Consider the following 19,636-nt stretch of genomic DNA (forward strand, 5'->3'; position numbering starts at 1 on the left):
CGCTCGACGTGCTCGCCGGCGGGCGGTACGTCGCGCTGGGCGACTCCTTCACCGCCGCGCCGCTGGTGCCGGTGACGCGCATCGCGCGGGGCTGCTTCCGCTCCGACGCCAACTACCCGTCGCTGCTGGCCGAGTCGCTGCACATGCGGCTGCGGGACGTGTCGTGTTCCGGGGCGACCACCCGGCACCTCGTCCGACGACAGCCGACGGTGCAGGGCTCGGGGGTCGGCCCGCAGCTGCGCGCCGTGGACGAGCGGGCCGACCTGGTGACACTGGGGATCGGCGGCAACGACCTCGGCCTGTTCGGGCGGCTGCTGCGCGCCTGCCTCGACGTACGCGCAGCCGACCCCGACGGGGCGCCGTGCGCGGAGTCCGACATCGGTCAGCGCATGCTCGCCCAGGCGCCGACCATCGGCGCACACGTGGAGCGGGCCGTCGAGCGGGTCCGCCGCCGGGCGCCCGACGCGCGGGTCGTGCTCGTCGGCTACCCGCGCATCGCCCCGTCCGCCGGCATCTGCCCGGGTCGGCTCCCCCTCGCGAGCGGCGACGTCGCCTTCGGCGACCGGGTGCTGCGAGCGCTCGACGGCGGCCTGCGCGCTGCGGCCGAGGCCACCGGCGTCGACTACCTCGACCTGTACACCGCGTCCGAGGGTCACGACGTGTGCAGCGACGACCCGTGGGTCAACGGCCGGGAGACCCAGGCCGGGATCGCGCTCGCCTTCCACCCCCTCGCGACCGGGATGCGGGCCACGGCCCTCGAGCTGGAACGGCTGCTCGCCCGCCCCTGACAACGATTCGTCTGCGGTCTTTGGGGTGATTCAGGCGGGTGGATCGCAGACGAATCGTTGTCGCTAGGGTCGACCGCCATGAGCGCACTCGCCGGGCTGGTGGACCGCGGTCTGGTCGCACCCGACTGGGCCGAAGCCCTGGCCCCGGTCGACACCGACCTCGCCGCGATGGGCCAGTTCCTGCGGGCCGAGGTCGCGGCCGGGCGCCGTTACCTCCCGCACGGGGACCAGATCCTGCGTGCGTTCAGCCGTCCGCTCGCCGACGTCCGCGTGCTCCTGGTGGGTCAGGACCCCTACCCGACTCCGGGCCACCCGGTCGGGCTGTCCTTCTCGGTCGCGCCCGAGGTCCGGCCGATCCCGCGGAGCCTGGTGAACATCTACCAGGAGCTCGTCGCCGACCTCGGCGTACCGACGCCGACCACCGGCGATCTGACGCCGTGGTTCGAGCACGGCGTGATGCTGCTCAACCGGGTCCTCACGGTCGCCCCCGGTGCGCCGGCCAGCCACCGCGGCCGCGGCTGGGAGCGGGTCACCGAGCGGGCCATCGAGGCCCTCGTCGCGCGCCGGGCACCGACGGTCGCGATCCTCTGGGGCCGCGACGCGCAGAGCCTCAAGCCGTTGCTGGCGGCCGGCGAGGTGCCGTGGGTCGAGTCCGTGCACCCCTCCCCGCTGTCGGCTTCACGCGGGTTCTTCGGGTCGCGGCCGTTCAGCCGGGCCAACGCGCTGCTCGAGCAGCAGGGCGGTCAGCCGGTCGACTGGCGGCTTCCCTGAGCCCACGCGGATTCGTCTGCGATCCACCCGCGTGAAACACCCCATAGACCGCAGACGAATCGTTGTTGGGGCCGGGTCAGGACTTGACGGCGAGCACCGGGCACTTCGACTGCAGCAGCACGCGCTGGGCGGTGCTGCCCATCAGCAGCTTGCCCACCGGCGTACGACGTCGCAGGCCCAGCACCACGAGCGCCGCGGAGTGCCGGTCGGCCGCGTCGAGGATCGCCTCGGCCGGCTCGAAGCTGCCGACGCTCTGCTCGACGTCGTGCTCGACTCCCTGGCCGGAGAGCCGGGCCCGGAGCGCATCGAGCTGCTCGTCGCTGGCGGACTTGGCGTCGGCGTGGGACCGGCCGCTGCTCGCGTTGACCACGTGCAGCACCGCATCGTGCCGACCGGCCTCGGCGACCGCGGCCTCGATGGCCGCCTCACCCTCGGCGTTCGGGGTCCAGCCCACCACGATCACGTCCCGATCCATGGGGATCTCCTCTCAGTCCTCGTTGAAGTCGTGCCCATCAAGTCCTCGCGCCACACCCGGACCGCTGTGACGCGGCCGGGGCGGTCGCCGGTCCTCAGCAGGTCGAGTCGAGCCGCGAGGCCTCGATGCGGTCGACGATGTGACCGGCGACCCGTTCGAGGGCGGCGATGTCGTCGGGCTCCAGCCCGTCGAAGACCAGCGAGCGCACCGTCTCCACGTGTCCCGGAGCGGCCTTCACGAGCACGTCCCAGCCGTCGTCGTCGAGCCGGACCAGCGTCACCCGCCGGCTGACCGGAGAGGGCTCGCGGCAGACGAAACCGCGCTTCTCGAGCTTGGTGATGACGTGCGAGAGCCGCGACAGCGACGCGTTGGTCCGCTGAGCCAGGGCGCTCATCGTCAGGGTCCGGTTGTCGTCGCTCTCCGACAGCATCGCCAGGCACAGGTAGTCGAAGTGCGTGAGGTCGCTGTCGCGCTGCAGCTGCGAGTCGAGCGTGGGGGCGAGCTTGAGCATCACGCCGGTCAGCTTCAGCCAGGCGCGCATCTCGTCGTCGGAGAGCCATCGGGTCATGTGGCAGAGGATACTCCCACAACGCTTGATGCTTCAAGTTAGTCGGAGTACGGTGAGGAGGACGATCGACGAGGAGCGCAACGATGACCACAGCCACCACTCCCCACGCCGGCCGGATGCCCGCGCTCTACATCGGGCACGGCGCCCCGCCGCTGCTCGACGACCCGATCTGGAGCGGACAGCTGAAGGCCTGGGCCGCGGAGCTGCCCCGCCCGAAGGCGATCCTGATCGTGTCGGCGCATTGGGAGTCGGCGCCGGTCAGCCTGTCCGCGACCGCGGCCGGCACCCCGCTGATCTACGACTTCGGCGGGTTCGCGCCGAGGTACTACAACATGCGCTACGAGACCCCGGACTCCTCGGCGTTCGCCGCCCGGGTCGCGGCGATGATGCCGGACACCGAGCCGGTGCACCAGCACCGTAGCCGCGGCCTCGACCACGGCGCCTGGGTGCCGCTGAAGATCATGTACCCGGCCGGCGACATCCCGGTGCTGCAGATGTCGCTGCCCACCCACGACCCCTACAAGCTCCTGGAGCTCGGCCGCCGACTCCGCCCGCTGCGCGACGAGGGCGTCCTGGTCATCGGGTCCGGCTTCCTCACCCACGGGCTGCCGTTCCTGAAGGAGTTTCGGATCGAGGCGGAGGCGCCCGGCTGGTCGACCGAGTTCGACGCGTGGGCGGCCGATGCACTGGCTCGCGGCGACGTCGAGGAGCTGGCGGCGTACCGCGACCGCGCCCCCGGGATGCCGTACGCGCATCCCACCGTCGAGCACTACACGCCGCTGTTCATCACCCTCGGCGCCGCGTCCGACCCTGAGACCCCCGGCGAACAGAGGTTCGAGGGCTACTGGATGGGGCTGTCGAAGCGCTCGCTGCAGGTCGCCTGACCCCCCATGTAAAGCGCGAGAATGGGCGGCGTGACGCACATTGTGTACGACGCGGCGGGCGGGGCGGACGGGCTGCTCCGGCTCGCGGCGGCCTGGCACGAGCGGGTGCTGGCGGACGAGCTGGTGGCGCACGCGTTCAGCCACGGCTTCCACCCGGATCACACCGTGCGTCTTGCGGCGTACTGGGCGGAGGCCCTCGGTGGCCCGACCACCTTCTCCAACCAGTACGGCGACGAGACCTCGGTCGTCAGGTTGCACAGCGGCAACGGGCCGCACGAGGAGATGGACCGCCGCGCGATCGCCTGCTTCGACCAGGCGATGACCGACGTCGGGCTGTCCGGCGACGATCCGGTCCGGGCGGTCCTGCACGACTACTTCGCCTGGGCGACGACGACGACCATGTCCCGCTACCACCGGTCCGCCGACGACGTCCCAGACGGCCTGCGCATCCCGCACTGGTCCTGGGACGGTCTCCAGAGCTGAGCCCCCGCGCCGGCCGGCCACCCACGTAAAGCGCGTCGCTGGCAGGATCGCCCGGGTGAGCATCCTGTCGATCCAGTCCCTCGTCGCCTACGGCCACGCCGGCAACAGCGCCGCGATGTTCCCGCTGCAACGGCTGGGCAAGGTGGTCTGGCCGGTGATGACGGTGCACTTCTCCAACCACACCGGGTACGGCGACTGGAAGGGGCCGCTGCTCACCGCCGGCGACGTCGCGGACGTCGTGGCGGGCGTGGGCGACCGGGGAGCGTTCGCCCGCTGCGAGGCGGTGTTGTCCGGCTACCAGGGCGCGGAGGACGTCGGCGCGGTGATCCTCGACGCCGTGGCCCAGGTGAAGGCCGCCTCCCCGCACGCGATCTACTGCTGCGACCCGGTGATGGGTGATGTCGGACGCGGGATGTTCGTCCGGCCGGGGATCCCGGAGTTCATGCGCGACCGCGTGGTGCCGGCAGCCGACGTGATCACGCCGAACCACTTCGAGCTCGACTTCCTGGCCGGTGTCGAGACCACCACGTACGACGGCCTGCTCGCCGCGGCCGACACGGTGCGCGGCACCGGGCCGGACACCGTGCTGGTCACCAGCGTCATCGTCGACGACACGCCCGACGACGCCCTCGACATGGTGGTCGTCGGATCGCAGGGTGCGTGGCGGTGCCGGTTCCCGCGGCTGGCGGTGAACCCGCCCGGCGCCGGCGACCTCACCACGTCGGTGTTCCTGGCGAACCTGCTCGAGGGCCGCCCGCTCGACGAGGCGCTGGCCCGGACCACCGCGTCGGTGTTCGGCATCGTGTCCGCCACCGCCGACGCCGGCGAAAGGGAGCTGCGGATCGTGCAGACCCAGCACGAGCTGGCCGAGCCGAGCCAGGTCTTCGAGGCCGAACGGCTCCGCTGACACCGAGTTGTCTGAGGGTCAGGACCCCGGGGGGCGACGACGCTCTGACAAGTCGGCGGCGGTCACGTCCAGCGGTCCACTCGGGCGTGGTAGTGCCGGCCCACGCTGCCGCCGGCGAGCGCCGCGAGCAGGGTGCCGAGCAGCAGCACCACGGCGAGCACCACGCCACCGGTCGTCATCGTGTCTGTGGACAGCGGGATGCTGGGCAGGTCGACCCGGTCGAGCACGTCGTACTCCGAGCCCAGGAAGGTGCCGGCGGCCACCGTCGCGACCGTCACCAGCAGGCCGATCAGCCACACCCCGAAGCCCTGCCGCGGCCCGTCGAACCGGGACATCCGGCCGGCGACGTACCCGCCCGCGTAGTAGCCGATCAGCAGCACCCCCGTGAGCGTGAGGATCGCTGCGAGGCCCAGCTCGGCGTCGGACGCGGTCGGCAGCAGCTCCTCGTCGGCACCGGTGCCGGCGGCGACCCCGCCGATGATCCCGGCCAGCAGTACCGTCACCGCGACCGCGACGAGCCAGCCGAAGAAGTCGGCGCCCCAGTTGATGCCGCCGAAGCGGTCCTTGCGGCTCTGCTCCGGGTCGGCCACGGCCGCGTCGGTGTGCCGGTGGTCCCGATCGGCGTCGTACGCCGTGGAGTACGCCTGGGTGTCGTCGTCGGTGGTGTGCGCCGGTTCCGGCTCAGTCTTCGTGCGACCGAACATGTGTCCTCCTGTGGTCAGTCCCCGCCGAGGAGATACCCACAAGGACGCCGCGGCAACCCGGGGGGTCTGGTCCGGCCGGGACGCACGCGTGTGGAGCCGCTTGTCAGGTTCGAACTGACGACCTTTCGCTTACAAGGCGAGTGCTCTACCAGCTGAGCTAAAGCGGCGAGGACGCCATCGTAGTTGCGGGGGATTGGTCCCCGGGAGCATGGGTACGACGTGAGGGACCCGGCGACCACAGGAGGACGACATGGGCACTGACGACAAGGCACGCCACAAGACCGAAGAGATGGTCGGCAAGGGCAAGGAGAAGCTCGGCGCCGCCACCGGCGACGATTCGATGCGCCGCGAGGGCGAGGCCGAGCAGTCGAAGTCCAACCTCAAGCAGGCCGGCGACAAGGTCAAGGACGCCGTCAAGAAGGACTGACCGGCCTGCCCCACCGTGTGGGCGGCGCTCAGGCAGCGCCGCCCACAGGACCGGCCAGGAACCGGTCCACCGACGCGCGGATCCCTGCCGCGTCCAGACCGTGCGCGGCAATGTGCTGCGACGGACTTCCGTACCTGCGCAGCTCCTCGTTGCGCACGCCGAGCGCGAGCAGCCGGTGCGGTACGTCGGACAGGGCGTCCGACACGAACCGGCTCGACGTCCCGGCGAGGTACGGCTCGACGAGCACCACCTCGGGTGAGCCGAGCACGGCGCGCAGGGTCCCGCTGTCGAAGGGCCGCACCACGTTCGCGTACAGCACGGTCACGTCGAGGCCGGCGAGAGCCTCCAGCACCGGGTCGAGCATCGGCCCGACGGCGAGCACGGTCGGTCCGGCGCCTCGTCGTACGACGTGGAAGTGGCCGGGGCGCACCGGGAAGGCGCGCGCGTTCTGCTGGCTCACCACGCGCAGGTAGGCGCGGCCGTCCCCGGCGACCGACTGCCGAAGCGCCGCCTCCACCTCGTCGGCGTGACCGGGCACGTGCAGGGTCCATCCCGGCAGCGTGCCCATGAGGGCGACGTCGCCGGGCGACTGGTGGGTGCGACCACCCGAGGCGATGTCGAAGGAACCGCCCGACCCGACGAGCACGCCGCCGACGTCCTGGTGGCCGAAGCCGAGTTTGACCTGCTCGAAGGCGCGCTCGACGAGGAACGAGCCGAAGGTGTGCACGATGGGCCGCATCCCCGACAGCGCCAGTCCCGCACCGACGTTGACCAGCAGCTGCTCCCGGATGCCAACGTTGACGACGCGGTCCGGGTGCCGGGACTCCACGTCGCCGAAGAACTGACCGCTGATCTCGGCGTACACCAGCGCGACCGACAGGTCCTCCTCGACGAGGTCGGCGGCGGTCTGCGCGAACCGCTGGCGAGGGTCACGGGCCATCACTTGCTCTCCACCTCCGCCACCACCACACCGGGCCGGCCGTCGGGCCGTCTGGTCAGGGCCCGCTCGAGCGCGTCGTGGTCGCGCCCGTCGACGGTCACCGCGTGCCACCCCTCGTGCGCGAACCGGCCGGGGATGATGCCCCGGCGGTTGTACGTCGAGGAGGCGTTGTCGACCACGACGACGGTCAGGTTGCCCAGCGACATCGCGCCGGCGAGCTCGACCGCCTCGTGGTTGCTGCCCTCGTCCAGCTCGGCGTCGCCGACCAGCACCACCACGCGCGAGGCGAGACCCTGGGCGCGGAGGCCGAACGCCGTACCCACCGCGAGCGGGAGTCCGTGGCCCAGCGAGCCGCTGGAGATCTCCACGCCCGGCACCAGCACCCGGTCGGGGTGGTAGCCGAGCGGTGACTCGAACGTCCCCCAGCCGGCCAGCCAGTCCACCGGGATGAAGCCCTTGGCGGCGAGCGTCGCGTAGTAGGCCATCGGCCCGTGTCCCTTGGACAGGTAGAAGCGGTCTCGCTGGGGATCGTCGATGCTGTCCGGGCCGACCCGCAGCACCCGGTCGTAGAGGACCCAGAGCACGTCCAGGGTGGACGTGGCCGCGGCGGAGTGCTTCTCGTCGCCGGTCATCAGGGACATCAAGTGGGGCAGGTCGTCGTACGTCGGACGCGGTGGCGCCGTCAGGGTCGTCAGGTTCATGTCGACCACTGTGCAAGTTCAAGTTCACTTGAAGTCAACTGCTACTGTGGAGGACATGTCACGGCACGCGCTGATCACCATCGGCCAGCTGTCCGCACGCTCCGGCGTCGCGACCTCCGCCCTGCGCTACTACGAGGACCTCGGCCTGATCCGTTCGGAGCGCACTTCGGGCAACCAGCGCCGCTACCTGCAGCCGACGCTGCGCCGGGTGGCGTTCATCCGGTCCGCCCAGCGGGTCGGGCTCACGCTCGAGGAGATCGCGGAGGCGCTCGCGACCCTCCCCGACGACCACGCGCCCACGAAGGCCGACTGGGCCCGACTCTCGCGCTCCTGGCGTCCGCGGATCGACGCCCAGATCGAGCGGCTGGAGCGGCTCCGCGACCGGCTCGACTCGTGTATCGGCTGCGGCTGCCTGAGCCTCAAGACCTGTGCCCTCAACAACCCCGGCGACGTGGTGGCGCCGCGCGGACCCGGGGCCGTCTTCCTGGAGCCGACCGGCCGGATACGACGCGACGGATCTGCTGTTTCGAGCGGCTGAGAACAGCAAGTACGTCGCGTCGTATCGAGAGCAGTCAGCCGCAGCGGAGGCGCAGGGTGGTGACCCCGTCCCCGGACAGTCGGTCGCACGCACCGGCACGACCGGTCGCCGCGAGCAGCAGGTCGACCAGCCGGCCCTCGACGAGCGGGCCGGTCCCGTGCGACCAGTCCTGGTCGGTCGCCACGAGGCGCAGGTCGGCGATCCGGGACTTGGCGCCGATCAGGGTGTTGGAGCCCTTGTAGAAGTCGATGACCCGGCGTACCGCCTCTGCCGGGTAGTCGTGGTCGATGCCGAGCGGACGGCGGATGTCCTCCGAGTGCACGACCACCTCCCCGAGCCACGACGTCTTGGGTCCGGGAGGGGCCGTCGTCGAGTGCTGCAGCCGGCGGAAGGTCTCCAGCGTCTCGGCCGGTGTCGCCCCGCGGTGGCGCCGGATCTGCGCGTCGGCGAACTTCGAGAAGCGGAACCCGGACGCCGCGAGCCGCACGAAGAACTGCCCCGGGCCCGTGTCCGCGGTGCCGCACTGGTGCGCCAGCACGTCGTGGACGGTCCAGCCTTCGCACCACGACGGCGTCTCCCACTGCTCGTCGGTCAGCCCGGCCAGGTCGTCCGCCAGGGCGCCGCGCTCGGCGGCAACCGTGGACCACATCTCATCCATGCCGCCGCACTGTAGTGGGGCGGCCCGGTCGGGATGCCTCGGGGCGGGCCCGCGCGACTACCCTGGCTGGCATGGCGTTGCGCATGGTCGCCACCCGCCCCAACCCGGCCCTGGTCACCCTCCCCTGGAGCGAGCCGCTCGAGGAGTGGGGCGACGACGTCGTCGTGCAGCTGCCGCGCGGCATCTCGCGCCACGTCGTACGCATCGTCCGGCTCGGGCAGGACGTCTACGCCGTGAAGGAGACCCGCGAGCGGTTCGCGTTCGGCGAGTACCGCCTGCTGCGCGACCTCGTGAAGCTCGGCCTGCCTACCGTCGAGCCGGTCGGTGTCGTCGACGGCCGGGTGGATGCGGATGGCACCGAGCTCGAGCCCTGCCTGGTCACCCGGCACCTGTCGTTCTCCCTCCCCTACCGCTCGCTGTTCAACCACGGGCTCCCGCCGCAGAACATGCCGAGCCTCGTCGACGCCCTGGTGGTCCTGCTCGTCCGGCTGCACCTGGCCGGCTTCTTCTGGGGCGACGTGTCGCTGTCCAACGTGCTGTTCCGGCGCAGCGCGGGCGAGTTCTCCGCCTATCTCGTCGACGCGGAGACGGGCGAGCTGCACGACGTCCTCAGCGACGGGCAGCGGGCCAACGACCTCGAGGTGGCCGGCACCAACATCTTCGGAGAGCTGCTCGACCTGCAGGCCGGCGGCATGCTCGGCAAGGAGGTCGACGCCTTCGCGATCGTCGACACGATGCACGAGCGGTACGACGACCTCTGGGCCGAGCTCACCAGGACCGAGGAGTTCAACACCGACGAGCTGTGGCGCATCGAGCAGCGCATCGAACGGCTCAATGGGCTCGGCTTCGACGTGGACGAGCTGGACATCGTCACCGACTGGGACGGATCGACGGTCCGGATGCAGCCCAAGGTGGTCGAGGCCGGCCACCACCGGCGCGAGCTGCAGAGCCTCACCGGCCTCAACGTCGAGGAGAACCAGGCCCGCCGGCTGCTCAACGACCTGGCCTCGTTCACGGCCCACTTCGAGCTCGGTGGCGAGGACCGGTCGGTTGTGGCGCACCGCTGGCTGACCCAGATCTACGAGCCGATAGCAGCCCGGGTCCCGGCCGAGATGCGCCAGCGGCTCGAGCCGCCGGAGGTCTTCCACGAGATCCTCGAGCACCGCTGGTACCTGTCGGAGAAGGCCGGCAAGGAGGTCGACATCTTCGACGCCGCCCGCGACTACATGGGCGAGGTGCTCAGCCAACGCCCCGACGAGGCGATCACCAGCGGACCCACCACCGGGGAGATGGCGGCGATCCGCGACGCCGCGCCCGGCGAGGGCTGAGCGGGTTACAGACCGCGGGCCCGCGCCACGGCGTACAGCGTGACCGAAGCGGCGACGCCGGCGTTGAGCGACTCCACGGAGTTCACCATCGGGATCGACACCAGCTGGTCGCAGGTCTCGGCGACCAGTCGGGACAGCCCGTCACCCTCCGAGCCGACCACGACCACGAGCGGCCCGTCGGCGAGGTCGAGGTCGGGCAGTGCCACGTCGCCGTCCGCGGCCAGGCCGACGACCATGCAGCCGGCCTCCTGGTAGCGCTTCAGCTGCCGGGTGAGGTTCACCGCCTGCGCCACCGGGATCCGGGAGGCGGCGCCGGCCGAGGTCTTCCACGCCGAGGCGGTCATCCCGGCGGCTCGCCGCTCGGGGATCAGCACACCGTGCGCGCCGAAGCCCGCGGCCGAGCGGACCACCGCGCCCAGGTTGCGCGGGTCGGTCACCGAGTCGAGTGCCACGATCAGCGGCGGCTCGCCGGCGGCCCGGGCCCGCTCGAGGAGGTCGTCGGGGTGCGCGTACTCGTACGCCGGCACCTTCGCCGCGAGTCCCTGGTGCACGGCGCCACCGGTGAGCCGGTCGAGCTCGGGTCGTGGGGCCTCCAGCAGGGAGATGCCCCGGTCGGCGACCACGCGGAACACCTCGCGGAGCCGGCCGTCGCGCTCGGCGCCCTCGGCGACGTACACCGTGGTCACCGGCATCCCGGCGCGCAGCGCCTCGACCACGGAGTTGCGCCCGGCGACCCACTCCGAGTCGCCGCTCTTCGTCGGGCGCTTGGGACGCGCGGGGGAGGACTTCTGGGCGCGCTTCTCCTGCTTGAAGGCCTTGTGGCCCTCGCGGTCCTTCGCCTTGGGCGTGGGGCCCTTGCCCTCCAGCCCGCGACGGCGCCGGCCGCCCGAGCCGGCGGTCGGGTTGCCCTTGCCGGTCTTCTTGATCGCGCCGCGACGCGACGAGTTGCCTGCCATCACATGTCCTGTGTTCGGGTGGTCGAGCGTCGGCTTCGGGTGGTCGTGCTTGTCGAGACCAGCGGCGCTGCGGTCACAGCGACCACTGCGGGCCCTGCGGGGTGTCCTCGAGGTCGATGCCCGCGGCCTTGAGCTGGTCCCGGATCGCGTCCGCCGTGGCGAAGTCCTTGGCCGCCCGGGCGGCCGCGCGCTGCTCGAGCAGCGAGGCGACCAACGCGTCAACGGCCGCGGTCAGCCGCTCCTCCCGGGCCGACGAGCCGCCGGACGACCAGCGCGGGTCGAGCGGGTCGACGCCGAGCACGACGAGCATGGCGCGCACCGAGGTCGCCGCCGCCCGCAGTGCGTCGGACGGTCCGTCCGCGAGCAGCTTGTTGCCCTCGCGCACCGCGTCGTACACCGCGGCCACCGCCGCCGGAGTGCCGAGGTCGTCGTCCATCGCCTGGACGAACGCCGCGCTCAGGCCGGTCTCGACAGACTCCGCCAGCGGCACGTCGCCGAGCAGGTCCCGGGCCCGGCCCAGGAAGTGCTCGATGCGGGCGAACCCCGCGGCCGCCTCGTCGAGCGCCTCGAAGCTGAACTCGACGTGCGAGCGGTAGTGCGCCGCGACCATGTAGAACCGCAGGTCGATCGCCCGGGTGCGCTCCAGCACCGACGGGATGGTGAGGCTGTTGCCCAGCGACTTGCTCATCTTCTCGCCCGCGGTCGTGATCCAGGCGTTGTGCATCCAGTACGACGCGAAGCCGAAGCCGGCCGCACGCGACTGCGCCTGCTCATTCTCGTGGTGCGGGAACCGCAGGTCGACGCCGCCGCCGTGGATGTCGAAGCTGCCGCCGAGGTACTTCAGCGCCATCGCCGAGCACTCGATGTGCCAGCCGGGCCGGCCGGGTCCCCAGGGCGACGGCCAGGCCGCCGTCTCGGGCTCGGTCTCCTTCTTCCAGCCCTTCCACAACGCGAAGTCGCGCGGGTCGCGCTTCCTGGCCATCGAGTGCGGGTCGCCGGCTACCTCTGCCGCCTCCATGTCGTCGATGCGCTGGCCGGTCAGCTCGCCGTACGACGGCCAGGACCGGACGTCGAAGTAGACGTCGCCGGAGCCGTCCTCCGCCGCGTAGGCGTGACCGGCCGCGACCAGCCGGGTGATCAGCTCGATCATCTCGGGCACGTGTCCGGTCGCCGCCGGCTCGTAGGTCGGCGCGGTCACGTTGAGCGCGTCGTACGCCGCATCGAGCTCACGCCGCATCGCGTAGGCGAGGTTGTACCAGGGGCGGCCCTGCTCGGCCGACTTGATCAGGATCTTGTCGTCGATGTCGGTGATGTTGCGGATGAAGGTGACGTCGTACCCGCGCACGGTGAGCCACCGGCGGAGCACGTCGAAGTTCACGCCGGACCGGACGTGCCCGACGTGCGGCTCCGACTGCACGGTCAGGCCGCACAGGTAGATCCCGGCCTTGCCCGCCTCGAGCGGGACGAAGTCGCGGACCTGTCGCGTCGCCGTGTCGTAGAGCCTCACCCGGCAATCGTAGGGGGTGCCACACCGCGTCCGGTCCTCGCGCGCAGGCACGACGCGGACGGGCAACCTGCCCGGTTCGCGTATCCGTGAGGCTTGCGTCGGTATCGTCGGCCCGGTGCGTATCGGAGCAGCCCTGACCTCGCTCACCCTCGCGGCCACGACCCTCGTCACCCCCGTGCTGGCCGCAGCGTCCCCCGCGGCCCGGACCGCCACCCCGCGGGAGATCGCGTACACGTCGTGGGACACCACATCGGACTTCGCGGCCGGCACCTCCCGGGCGGTGCGGGTCGTCCGCGGCAGGGTCCGTCTGGACGCGCCGACGACGACCGCCCGGGTGGCCGGGGCGACGTACGAGAAGGGGTCGTGGACCTCCCCCTGGACGGCTCCGGGCTTCGGCCTGACCGAGCTGGTCCCGTCGTGGGACGCCAAGACTCCCGAGGGCACGTTCGTGCAGGTGCAGGCGCGCGGGCGGACCGCGGACGGTCGGCGCAGCAGCTGGGACGGCCTCGGCCGCTGGGCGTCGGGTGACGACCAGTTCCGACGCCGCTCCCTGGGCGCCCAGACCGACGACCTGGGCCGCGTGGCCACCGACACCTGGGTCGCCGCGAGCCCGATGACCGAGTGGCAGCTGCGGGTCACGCTGCACCGCAGGTCCGGGACCCGGCCGTCCCCCAAGGTCGACGTCGCGGGCGCGGTGGCCTCCGCCCTCCCGTCGACCACGAGCGTGGCGACCAGCCGACCGGGCGTCGCGCGCGGCGTGGTCCTCCCGGTGCCCCAGCTCTCGCAGATGGTGCACCAGGGCCACTACCCGGCGTACGGCGGTGGCGGCGAAGCCTGGTGCTCGCCGACCTCGACCGCCATGGTGCTGGGCTACTACGGCGCCCAGCCCACGCCGGACGAGACCGCCTGGGTCGGCGGTCACGACGACCGCGTCGTCGACCACGTGGCGCGGATGACGTTCGACCACCGCTACGACGGCACCGGCAACTGGCCGTTCAACACCGCCTACGCCGCCACCCGCACCGACAAGGCGTTCGTGACCCGGTTCGGGTCGTTGCGCGGCGTCGAGCGGATGGTGAAGGCAGGCATCCCGGTGGTCACGTCGCTCACCTTCGGCGCCGGCCAGCTCGCCGGCGCGCCGATCTCCTCGACCAACGGCCACCTGCTGGTCGTCGTCGGCTTCACCGCGGAGGGCGACGTGGTCGTCAACGACCCGGCGGCCTCCAGCAATGCCGGTGTCCGCCGCACCTACGACCGCGGGCAGTTCGAGAACGCCTGGCTCAAACGCGGCCCGGCCGGCGGCTCCGGAGGCATCGGCTACGTGATCCATGACAAGGCACACCCGCTTCCCGCACGCGCAAGTGCCACGAGCTGGTGACCAGGCACATCTCGTTTCGCGCCTGGCGCGCGGAGGAGCTCGGCGCGGGCACGCACGTCGGCACGGCGGCCGGACCTGAGGGCCTGCGGTACGGCGAGGACGCCGGCTGCCGCGCCTACACGGACCCGTTCGGCGACGGCACGCGCATCGAGTACGACTGGACGAGCTGGCTGTCCCCCGAGGTCACTCCGGGCCACCCGTTCACGAACCTGGTGCCGTCGTGGAACGCCCGGACGCCCGACGGGTCCTGGCTCGAGGTGGAGGCCCGCACCACCGACGACGGCGTGCACTGGAGCCGCTGGTGGGTGCTGTCCCGCTGGGCCGAGACCGACACGGCGATCCACCCGACGACGGTGGAGGGTCAGCGAGACGACCGGACCCGGGTGGACATCGAGGAGCTGGTCGCGGCCGACGGTGTCACCTGGACCGGCTACCAGCTCCGCGTGTCGCTGATGCGGCCCGCCGGCGGCGACGCGGTGCCGACCGTGTCGCTCGTCGGCACGGTGGTGTCCGCGGGTGAACCGGTGGGCGGCGACCCCGGCGGCGTCGCCCACGGCCGCGAGCTGCACGTCCCGGCGTACTCCCAGCAGGTGCACCGCGGCGAGTACCCCCAGTGGGACTCCGGCGGCGAGTCCTGGTGCTCGCCCACCTCGACCACGATGGTGCTGGCCGCCTGGGGGCTCGGCCCGGCGGAGGACGAGTACGCCTGGGTCGACCCGGCGTACCCCGACCGGTTCGTCGACCACGCCGCCCGCAGCGTCTTCGACCACGCGTACGACGGCGCCGGCAACTGGGCGTTCAACACCGCCTACGCGGCGCTGCACGGCGCCGAGGCGTTCGTGACCCGGCTGCGGTCGCTGGCCGAGGTCGAGCAGTTCATCGCGGCCGGCATCCCGCTCGTCACCACCGTGTCCTTCGAGGAGGACGAGCTGCCCGGCGCCGGCTACCGCACCTCCGGCCACCTGCTGGTCGTGATCGGCTTCGACGAGTCGGGTGACGTGGTGGTCAACGACCCCGCCTCGCACGGCATCCCGAGCAACGACGAGGTCCGGGTGGTCTACCCCAGGGCGCCGTTCGAGAGCGTCTGGATGCGCTCCGGTGGCCTCGTCTACGTCGTGCGCCCGGTCGACGTACCGCTGCCGCCACGTCCGGAGCCGCCCAACTGGTGACCCGAATCCCGATACGACGCGACGGATTTGTCGTCTCGCGGGCTCTGAAACAGCAGATGCGTCGCGTCGTATCCGGGGGTGGGAGGCCGGCCGGCTCGGGTCAGGCTCGGGTCAGCGGAACCGGCCCGGGAAGCTGCGCATGATGCCCTCGCTCAGCACGTCCGCCATGCCGAGGATGTGGCGGTGGATTGTGTCGTACTCGGCCACGCTCGCGGCGTACTCGCCGGCCAGCTCGTGCTGCGCCTCGGCGAGGGTCTGGTCGAGGTGTCCCTTCATGGCCGCCCGCATGGTCGCCCGCGGCCAGTGCCGCGGGTTCGCCGCGGCCAGGAAGTCGGCGATGTCGTCGGAGTTGGCGTACCACCGCTTCGCCGCGTCGTCGACCGCTGGCCCGTTGCCCGCCTTGGCGGCCTGCAGCAGCTCGACCGCGATCGCGATGTGGTCCTCGAGCAGCGCGGTCAGCTGATTGCCGGCCGCCTTCCCGTAGAACGGCCTGATCGCGTTGCCGATGTTCGTCTGGTTCCGCATGAGTCGCGCGGCGGTGGCGTCGAAGCCCGGCGACCCGTCGGCGAAGGCGACGATCGCCAGCCGCGTCCATGTCACGTGGTCCTCCCACAGCTTGCGCATCCTGTCGTGGAACCTCACCTGCTTGGCAGTCATCGCGCGCCGGGCGGTGGCGTGTGCGTCGGTCGAGGCGGCGTGGTCGACGGTCTGCCCAGCGTGATGAGCGGCGTGACGAGCGGCGGCGTGGCCCTCGGCCCGCGCCTGGTCGTCTGCCGCCGCGCTCAAGGCGAGCAGCGCGGCGATCGTCGCCAGGACGGCGAGCAGGGCGACCGGGACAACACGGCTCCGGACGTTCTCGGTTGTGGTCATCGACGTTCCCTTCCGTGGACGAGGGGCTGGCGCGCGCACGCGCCGGTCTCGACGTTGACGCCGAGCCGGGAGGTTCGGACAATCAAGTCCGTCGAGAGGGTCATGACCTTGTTGGTGTCGCTGCGACGGAGTTCCTTACCGGATCTTTGTTCCTCGGTAAGAACTGCGCGCCCGCGGGACGCAGACAAGACATGACGGTCCATCACCTGCCCTCCCGGCCCTCCCGCACGGCGTGCCAGGACGTCCAGGGACCGGTCGACGTCGTCTCCTGGCGCCGGTGCCGCCTCCTCGAGGCCGGCTTCCCTCCCGAACTCGCCGGCCGGCTCGCCGCCGACCTGCAGGTCGACGTGCACGCACTGCTGGCGCTGGTGGACCGCGGATGCCCACCAAGCCTCGCCGCGCGGATCCTCTCCCCGCTCCCCTTCGGCGGCCCCGCATGACGACCACGGGTGGGGACGAGCTCACCCATCGGACCACCGGGTCGACGGCCGAGACGGACCCGGACGACTGGGTCCTGGCGCTCAGCCTCGAGGGTCCGGCGCAGGAGGTGGCCCTGCGTCGGCTGCACGGCCTGCTGCTCAGGGCGTCCCGGCACCAGGTGACCCGGATGTGCGCCCAGCTCGGGGGTGCCGACGCGGCGCGGGTCGACGAGCTGGCCAACCAGTCAGCCGACGAGGCCATGGTCGCGCTGCTCGCCAAGCTGCACACCTTCGAGGGGCGCAGCCGGTTCACCACCTGGGCCTACAAGTTCGCCATCCTGCAGGCCGCGACGGAGGTGCGCCGCCAGGCCTGGCGGTCCCGTGAGGTCACGCTCGACGACGGCGAGGTCACGGTGGACCGCGGACCCTCGGTCGAGCAGTACGTCGAGGCCGCCGACCTCGCCCGGGCGGTGAGCCGGGCGATCCACGAGGCGCTCACGCCGCACCAACGCCGGATCATGCTGGCCCTCGTCGTCGACCAGGTGCCGATCGACGTACTCGCCCAACGGCTCGGCACCAGCCGGAACGCCCTCTACAAGACCCTGCACGACGCGCGGGTCCGCACCAGGGCGCACCTCGCGGCCGCCGGCCACCTGCGGGCGGTCACCGTCTCGGAAGGAGTCGACCGATGAACCACCGGCGGGTCTCCCCCGACGCGTTGCGCGCGATGACTCTCGACACTCAGCCGTGGCTGTCCTGCGACGAGTGCTTCGACCGGATGGACGCCTACGTGGAACGGCTGCTCGCGGACCCGGACCACACCGACGTCCCGATGGCCACCCACCTCAACGCCTGCACGGCCTGCGCCGAGGAGGCGGACTCCCTCATGGCGCTGGTCCGGCTCGACCCCTGACCCCGGACCCCGGACCCCCGACCCGGATACGACGCGACGTACTTGCTGCCGGCGCGCGGGTTCAGCAGCAATCCTGTCGCGTCGTATCGGGAGGGGGGCGGTCACTCGGCGGTGAACTCGATGGTGTGCCAGCCGGTCGCGCCGTCCGGTACGACGTCGGCGCGGGCGGCCGTCTGGGCGTAGCCCGTCTTGTCGGTCGCACGCACCGCCAGCGTGTGATCGCCGGGGGCGACGTCGAGGGTCGCCGCCCACTGCACCCAGGTGTCGTTGCCCGGTACGCCGCCGAGCTCGGCCCGCTGCCACGCTCCCCCGTCGACCCGCACCTCCACCGCCTCGATGCCGGTGTGCTGCGCCCAGGCGTGACCGCCCACCCGCACCGACCCGGACCCGACGTCGTCGCCGTCGCCTGGCACCTCGATCCGCGACTGGGTCTTGACCGGCCCGGTCGCCGACCAGCCGCGCTCGGTCCAGTAGGCGCTGAACCGGTCGAAGCGGGTGACCTCGAGGTCGACGACCCACTTGGTGGCGGACACGAACCCGTAAAGGCCGGGCACCACCATCCGCACCGGGAACCCGTGGTCGACGGGCAGCGGCCGCCCGTTCATCGCGACGGCCAGCAGGGCGTTGCGGTCGTCGGTGAGGGCCTCGATCGGCGTACCGCAGTTCCAGCCGTCCTGAGAGGTCTGCCGCACCGCGTCCGCGTTCGGCGCCACTCCCGCCTCCTCGAGCAGGTCGGCCACCCGTACGCCGCTCCACCAGGCGTTGCCGATCAGCTCGCCCCCGACCGGGTTCGACACGCAGCACAGGGTCACCCACGCCTCGGTCATCTGCCGGGCCAGCAGGTCGTCGTAGGTCAGCGTGATCTCCCGGTCGACCATGCCGTGGATGCGCAGCCGCCACTCGTTGGGGTCGATCGCCGGCAGCACGAGCGCGGTGTCGATCCGGTAGAACTCGTCGTTGGGGACCCGCCACGGCGTCGTGCCGGCCACGCCGAGCTCGGCGTCGGCGGGCACCGCGCCGCGGGTCACCGGCAGCCGCAGCAGGCGGCGCGTGGTCTCGACGGCCCGACGGGTCTGACCGAACAGCCGGCCGCTGGCGGCGACGGCCACGGACGCGACCGCCACCGAGGCGGCGACGATCACGAAGCGCCGCGAGCGCGCCGACCCGACGTCGACCGCTCCGACGGACGACTCCGGCGCTGCGGTGGGTGCGGCAGTGAGTGCGGCGGTGGGCGCAGCGGTGGGCGCGGCATCCACCAGGAAGGCCAGCACGAGCAGCCAGGTGGCCACCCCGGCCGCCAGCGGGAGCACCGACGCGGAGGTGAACCCCGGCCGCGACATCAGCGCCAGCAGGGCGATGATCCCCATCGCGAGGAACACCAGGTTGGCGGCCAGCCGGCTGCGTCGCGACAGCACGCCGGCGAGGGCGCCCAGCCCGATGACGGCGATCGTCACCCCCGCGATCAGGATCGGCTTGTCGTTGCGGCCGACGAGCTGGATCAAGGTCTCGGCGACCGGCCCGGGGGTGACCTCGATGACCACCTCGGCAACCCCCTGCACCGGAGTGGCGCGGGCGTTCAGCAGGTTGGTGAGCGCGTGCGCGACCGCGATGCCCGCACCGGCGGCGACGGCTCCCCCGAGCGCCAGGTGCCGGCGCGACGGAGCGGAACCCGTGCTCATGCCCCCATCGTCGCGCACTTCGCCAATTCGGGCCGCCCTGCCGACCTCGCTCACGGCCGGACCCGGCATGATCGGCCCGTGACCGCGACCCCCCGCATCGGCGTCGGCACCGACGTGCACCGCCTCGCCGACGGCGTACCGATGCATCTCGCCGGCCTGTCCTTTCCCGACGAGTCGCAGGGTCTCGCGGGTCACTCAGACGGGGACGTGGCCGCGCACGCGTGCTGTGACGCGCTCTTCTCGGCGGCGGGGCTCGGCGACCTCGGCTCCAACTTCGGTACGTCGGAGCCGCAGTGGGCCGGCGCCTCAGGGGCGACCCTGCTGGGCGAGGCCGCGCGACGGGTCCGCGCCGCCGGCTACGACATCGGCAACGTGGCCGTCCAGGTCATCGGCAACCGGCCCCGACTCGGGCCGCGGCGGGGTGAGGCCGAGGGTGCGCTCACCCGCGCCGCCGGCGCCCCGGTGACGGTGACCGCGACGACCACCGACGGTCTGGGCCTCACCGGACGCGGGGAGGGTGTCGCCGCCATCGCCACCGCGCTGCTGCTTCCCACCTCGTCCGCCGCCGGCTGA

The 19,636-nt window shown here is 72.2% G+C and carries 24 protein-coding genes and 1 tRNA gene; 14 read left to right on the forward strand and 11 right to left on the reverse strand.

Going from position 1 to position 19,636, the window contains the following annotated elements:
• Together VFH10_RS13575 and VFH10_RS13580 are read left to right on the forward strand one after the other, a co-directional pair.
• Positions 1-788, forward strand: a 788-nt coding sequence (locus tag VFH10_RS13575; protein WP_325129430.1) for an SGNH/GDSL hydrolase family protein, incomplete at its 5' end; no start/stop codon positions are given.
• A gap of 78 nt (positions 789-866) precedes the next feature.
• On the forward strand, positions 867-1,559 hold the full coding sequence (locus VFH10_RS13580) for a uracil-DNA glycosylase (RefSeq protein ID WP_325129433.1): 693 nt from the start codon (positions 867-869) through the stop codon (positions 1,557-1,559).
• Between the two features lie 76 nt (positions 1,560-1,635).
• Here VFH10_RS13580 and VFH10_RS13585 read toward each other — a convergent pair whose 3' ends face one another.
• Positions 1,636-2,034 (reverse strand): universal stress protein, encoded by a 399-nt coding sequence (locus tag VFH10_RS13585; protein WP_325129435.1) that lies wholly within the window; start codon positions 2,032-2,034, stop codon positions 1,636-1,638.
• Between the two features lie 94 nt (positions 2,035-2,128).
• Complete coding sequence (locus VFH10_RS13590; protein ID WP_325129437.1) at positions 2,129-2,602, reverse strand: MarR family winged helix-turn-helix transcriptional regulator; 474 nt, start codon at positions 2,600-2,602, stop codon at positions 2,129-2,131.
• Between the two features lie 83 nt (positions 2,603-2,685).
• Between VFH10_RS13590 and VFH10_RS13595 the strand changes: the two genes are divergently transcribed.
• From VFH10_RS13595 to pdxY, 3 genes are read left to right on the forward strand one after another with little or no spacing between them, the layout of a single operon-like run.
• Positions 2,686-3,486 carry a class III extradiol ring-cleavage dioxygenase gene (locus tag VFH10_RS13595; protein ID WP_325129440.1) on the forward strand — a complete coding sequence of 267 codons (801 nt, stop codon included), beginning with the start codon at positions 2,686-2,688 and terminating at the stop codon, positions 3,484-3,486.
• 30 nt (positions 3,487-3,516) lie between these two features.
• Entirely contained in the window at positions 3,517-3,969 is a 453-nt protein-coding gene (locus VFH10_RS13600) for a group II truncated hemoglobin (RefSeq protein WP_325129442.1), read from the forward strand.
• A gap of 55 nt (positions 3,970-4,024) precedes the next feature.
• Complete coding sequence (gene pdxY / locus VFH10_RS13605) at positions 4,025-4,876, forward strand: pyridoxal kinase PdxY (protein WP_325129444.1); 852 nt, start codon at positions 4,025-4,027, stop codon at positions 4,874-4,876.
• Between the two features lie 62 nt (positions 4,877-4,938).
• Here the strand turns inward: pdxY and VFH10_RS13610 are convergent, their stop codons facing one another.
• Positions 4,939-5,580, reverse strand: coding sequence for a hypothetical protein (locus tag VFH10_RS13610; RefSeq protein ID WP_325129446.1), 642 nt, complete (start codon positions 5,578-5,580; stop codon positions 4,939-4,941).
• Between the two features lie 91 nt (positions 5,581-5,671).
• A tRNA-Thr gene (locus VFH10_RS13615) sits at positions 5,672-5,747 on the reverse strand.
• An 83-nt stretch (positions 5,748-5,830) separates the two neighbouring features.
• Here VFH10_RS13615 and VFH10_RS13620 point away from each other — a divergent pair.
• The gene (locus VFH10_RS13620; protein WP_325129448.1) at positions 5,831-6,007 is read left to right on the forward strand and encodes a CsbD family protein; all 177 of its coding nucleotides are present in this window, start codon (positions 5,831-5,833) and stop codon (positions 6,005-6,007) included.
• A 28-nt stretch (positions 6,008-6,035) separates the two neighbouring features.
• Here VFH10_RS13620 and VFH10_RS13625 read toward each other — a convergent pair whose 3' ends face one another.
• Both VFH10_RS13625 and VFH10_RS13630 read right to left on the reverse strand, forming a co-directional pair.
• Positions 6,036-6,947: a transketolase gene (locus VFH10_RS13625; protein ID WP_325129450.1), complete on the reverse strand. Its 912-nt coding sequence runs from the start codon at positions 6,945-6,947 to the stop codon at positions 6,036-6,038.
• Entirely contained in the window at positions 6,947-7,648 is a 702-nt protein-coding gene (locus VFH10_RS13630) for a thiamine pyrophosphate-dependent enzyme (RefSeq protein ID WP_325129452.1), read from the reverse strand. The genes VFH10_RS13625 and VFH10_RS13630 overlap by 1 nt, the downstream gene beginning before the upstream one ends.
• Before the next feature lie 55 nt (positions 7,649-7,703).
• Between VFH10_RS13630 and soxR the strand changes: the two genes are divergently transcribed.
• Complete coding sequence (soxR, locus tag VFH10_RS13635) at positions 7,704-8,186, forward strand: redox-sensitive transcriptional activator SoxR (RefSeq protein ID WP_325129455.1); 483 nt, start codon at positions 7,704-7,706, stop codon at positions 8,184-8,186.
• A 34-nt stretch (positions 8,187-8,220) separates the two neighbouring features.
• Here soxR and VFH10_RS13640 read toward each other — a convergent pair whose 3' ends face one another.
• Positions 8,221-8,844, reverse strand: coding sequence for a maleylpyruvate isomerase family mycothiol-dependent enzyme (locus tag VFH10_RS13640; protein WP_325129457.1), 624 nt, complete (start codon positions 8,842-8,844; stop codon positions 8,221-8,223).
• Between the two features lie 71 nt (positions 8,845-8,915).
• Here VFH10_RS13640 and VFH10_RS13645 point away from each other — a divergent pair, with 71 nt between their 5' ends.
• Positions 8,916-10,172: a DUF4032 domain-containing protein gene (locus tag VFH10_RS13645; RefSeq protein WP_325129459.1), complete on the forward strand. Its 1,257-nt coding sequence runs from the start codon at positions 8,916-8,918 to the stop codon at positions 10,170-10,172.
• Between the two features lie 5 nt (positions 10,173-10,177).
• Here the strand turns inward: VFH10_RS13645 and rlmB are convergent, their stop codons facing one another.
• Both rlmB and cysS read right to left on the reverse strand, forming a co-directional pair.
• Positions 10,178-11,128: a 23S rRNA (guanosine(2251)-2'-O)-methyltransferase RlmB gene (gene rlmB / locus VFH10_RS13650; protein ID WP_325129461.1), complete on the reverse strand. Its 951-nt coding sequence runs from the start codon at positions 11,126-11,128 to the stop codon at positions 10,178-10,180.
• A gap of 73 nt (positions 11,129-11,201) precedes the next feature.
• Positions 11,202-12,635 carry a cysteine--tRNA ligase gene (gene cysS, locus VFH10_RS13655; protein ID WP_325129463.1) on the reverse strand — a complete coding sequence of 478 codons (1,434 nt, stop codon included), beginning with the start codon at positions 12,633-12,635 and terminating at the stop codon, positions 11,202-11,204.
• 115 nt (positions 12,636-12,750) lie between these two features.
• Here cysS and VFH10_RS13660 point away from each other — a divergent pair, with 115 nt between their 5' ends.
• Together VFH10_RS13660 and VFH10_RS13665 are read left to right on the forward strand one after the other, a co-directional pair.
• On the forward strand, positions 12,751-14,013 hold the full coding sequence (locus tag VFH10_RS13660) for a peptidase C39 family protein (RefSeq protein WP_325129465.1): 1,263 nt from the start codon (positions 12,751-12,753) through the stop codon (positions 14,011-14,013).
• Positions 14,010-15,182 carry a peptidase C39 family protein gene (locus VFH10_RS13665; protein ID WP_325129466.1) on the forward strand — a complete coding sequence of 391 codons (1,173 nt, stop codon included), beginning with the start codon at positions 14,010-14,012 and terminating at the stop codon, positions 15,180-15,182. The genes VFH10_RS13660 and VFH10_RS13665 overlap by 4 nt, the downstream gene beginning before the upstream one ends.
• Before the next feature lie 111 nt (positions 15,183-15,293).
• Here VFH10_RS13665 and VFH10_RS13670 read toward each other — a convergent pair whose 3' ends face one another.
• Complete coding sequence (locus VFH10_RS13670) at positions 15,294-16,052, reverse strand: hypothetical protein (protein ID WP_325129468.1); 759 nt, start codon at positions 16,050-16,052, stop codon at positions 15,294-15,296.
• Between the two features lie 191 nt (positions 16,053-16,243).
• Here VFH10_RS13670 and VFH10_RS13675 point away from each other — a divergent pair, with 191 nt between their 5' ends.
• Genes VFH10_RS13675 through VFH10_RS13685 form a run of 3 tightly spaced genes read left to right on the forward strand, consistent with a single transcriptional unit; the run spans position 16,244 to position 17,384 of the window.
• Entirely contained in the window at positions 16,244-16,492 is a 249-nt protein-coding gene (locus tag VFH10_RS13675) for a hypothetical protein (RefSeq protein WP_325129470.1), read from the forward strand.
• Positions 16,489-17,163, forward strand: coding sequence for a sigma-70 family RNA polymerase sigma factor (locus VFH10_RS13680; protein WP_325129471.1), 675 nt, complete (start codon positions 16,489-16,491; stop codon positions 17,161-17,163). The genes VFH10_RS13675 and VFH10_RS13680 overlap by 4 nt, the downstream gene beginning before the upstream one ends.
• Positions 17,160-17,384: a hypothetical protein gene (locus VFH10_RS13685; protein ID WP_325129473.1), complete on the forward strand. Its 225-nt coding sequence runs from the start codon at positions 17,160-17,162 to the stop codon at positions 17,382-17,384. The genes VFH10_RS13680 and VFH10_RS13685 overlap by 4 nt, the downstream gene beginning before the upstream one ends.
• Before the next feature lie 101 nt (positions 17,385-17,485).
• Here the strand turns inward: VFH10_RS13685 and VFH10_RS13690 are convergent, their stop codons facing one another.
• Positions 17,486-19,063 (reverse strand): molybdopterin-dependent oxidoreductase, encoded by a 1,578-nt coding sequence (locus tag VFH10_RS13690; protein WP_325129475.1) that lies wholly within the window; start codon positions 19,061-19,063, stop codon positions 17,486-17,488.
• A gap of 78 nt (positions 19,064-19,141) precedes the next feature.
• Between VFH10_RS13690 and ispF the strand changes: the two genes are divergently transcribed.
• On the forward strand, positions 19,142-19,636 hold the full coding sequence (gene ispF, locus VFH10_RS13695; RefSeq protein WP_325129477.1) for a 2-C-methyl-D-erythritol 2,4-cyclodiphosphate synthase: 495 nt from the start codon (positions 19,142-19,144) through the stop codon (positions 19,634-19,636).

Source organism: Nocardioides sp. (assembly GCF_035697785.1).
Taxonomy (GTDB): Bacteria; Actinomycetota; Actinomycetes; order Propionibacteriales; family Nocardioidaceae; genus Nocardioides_B.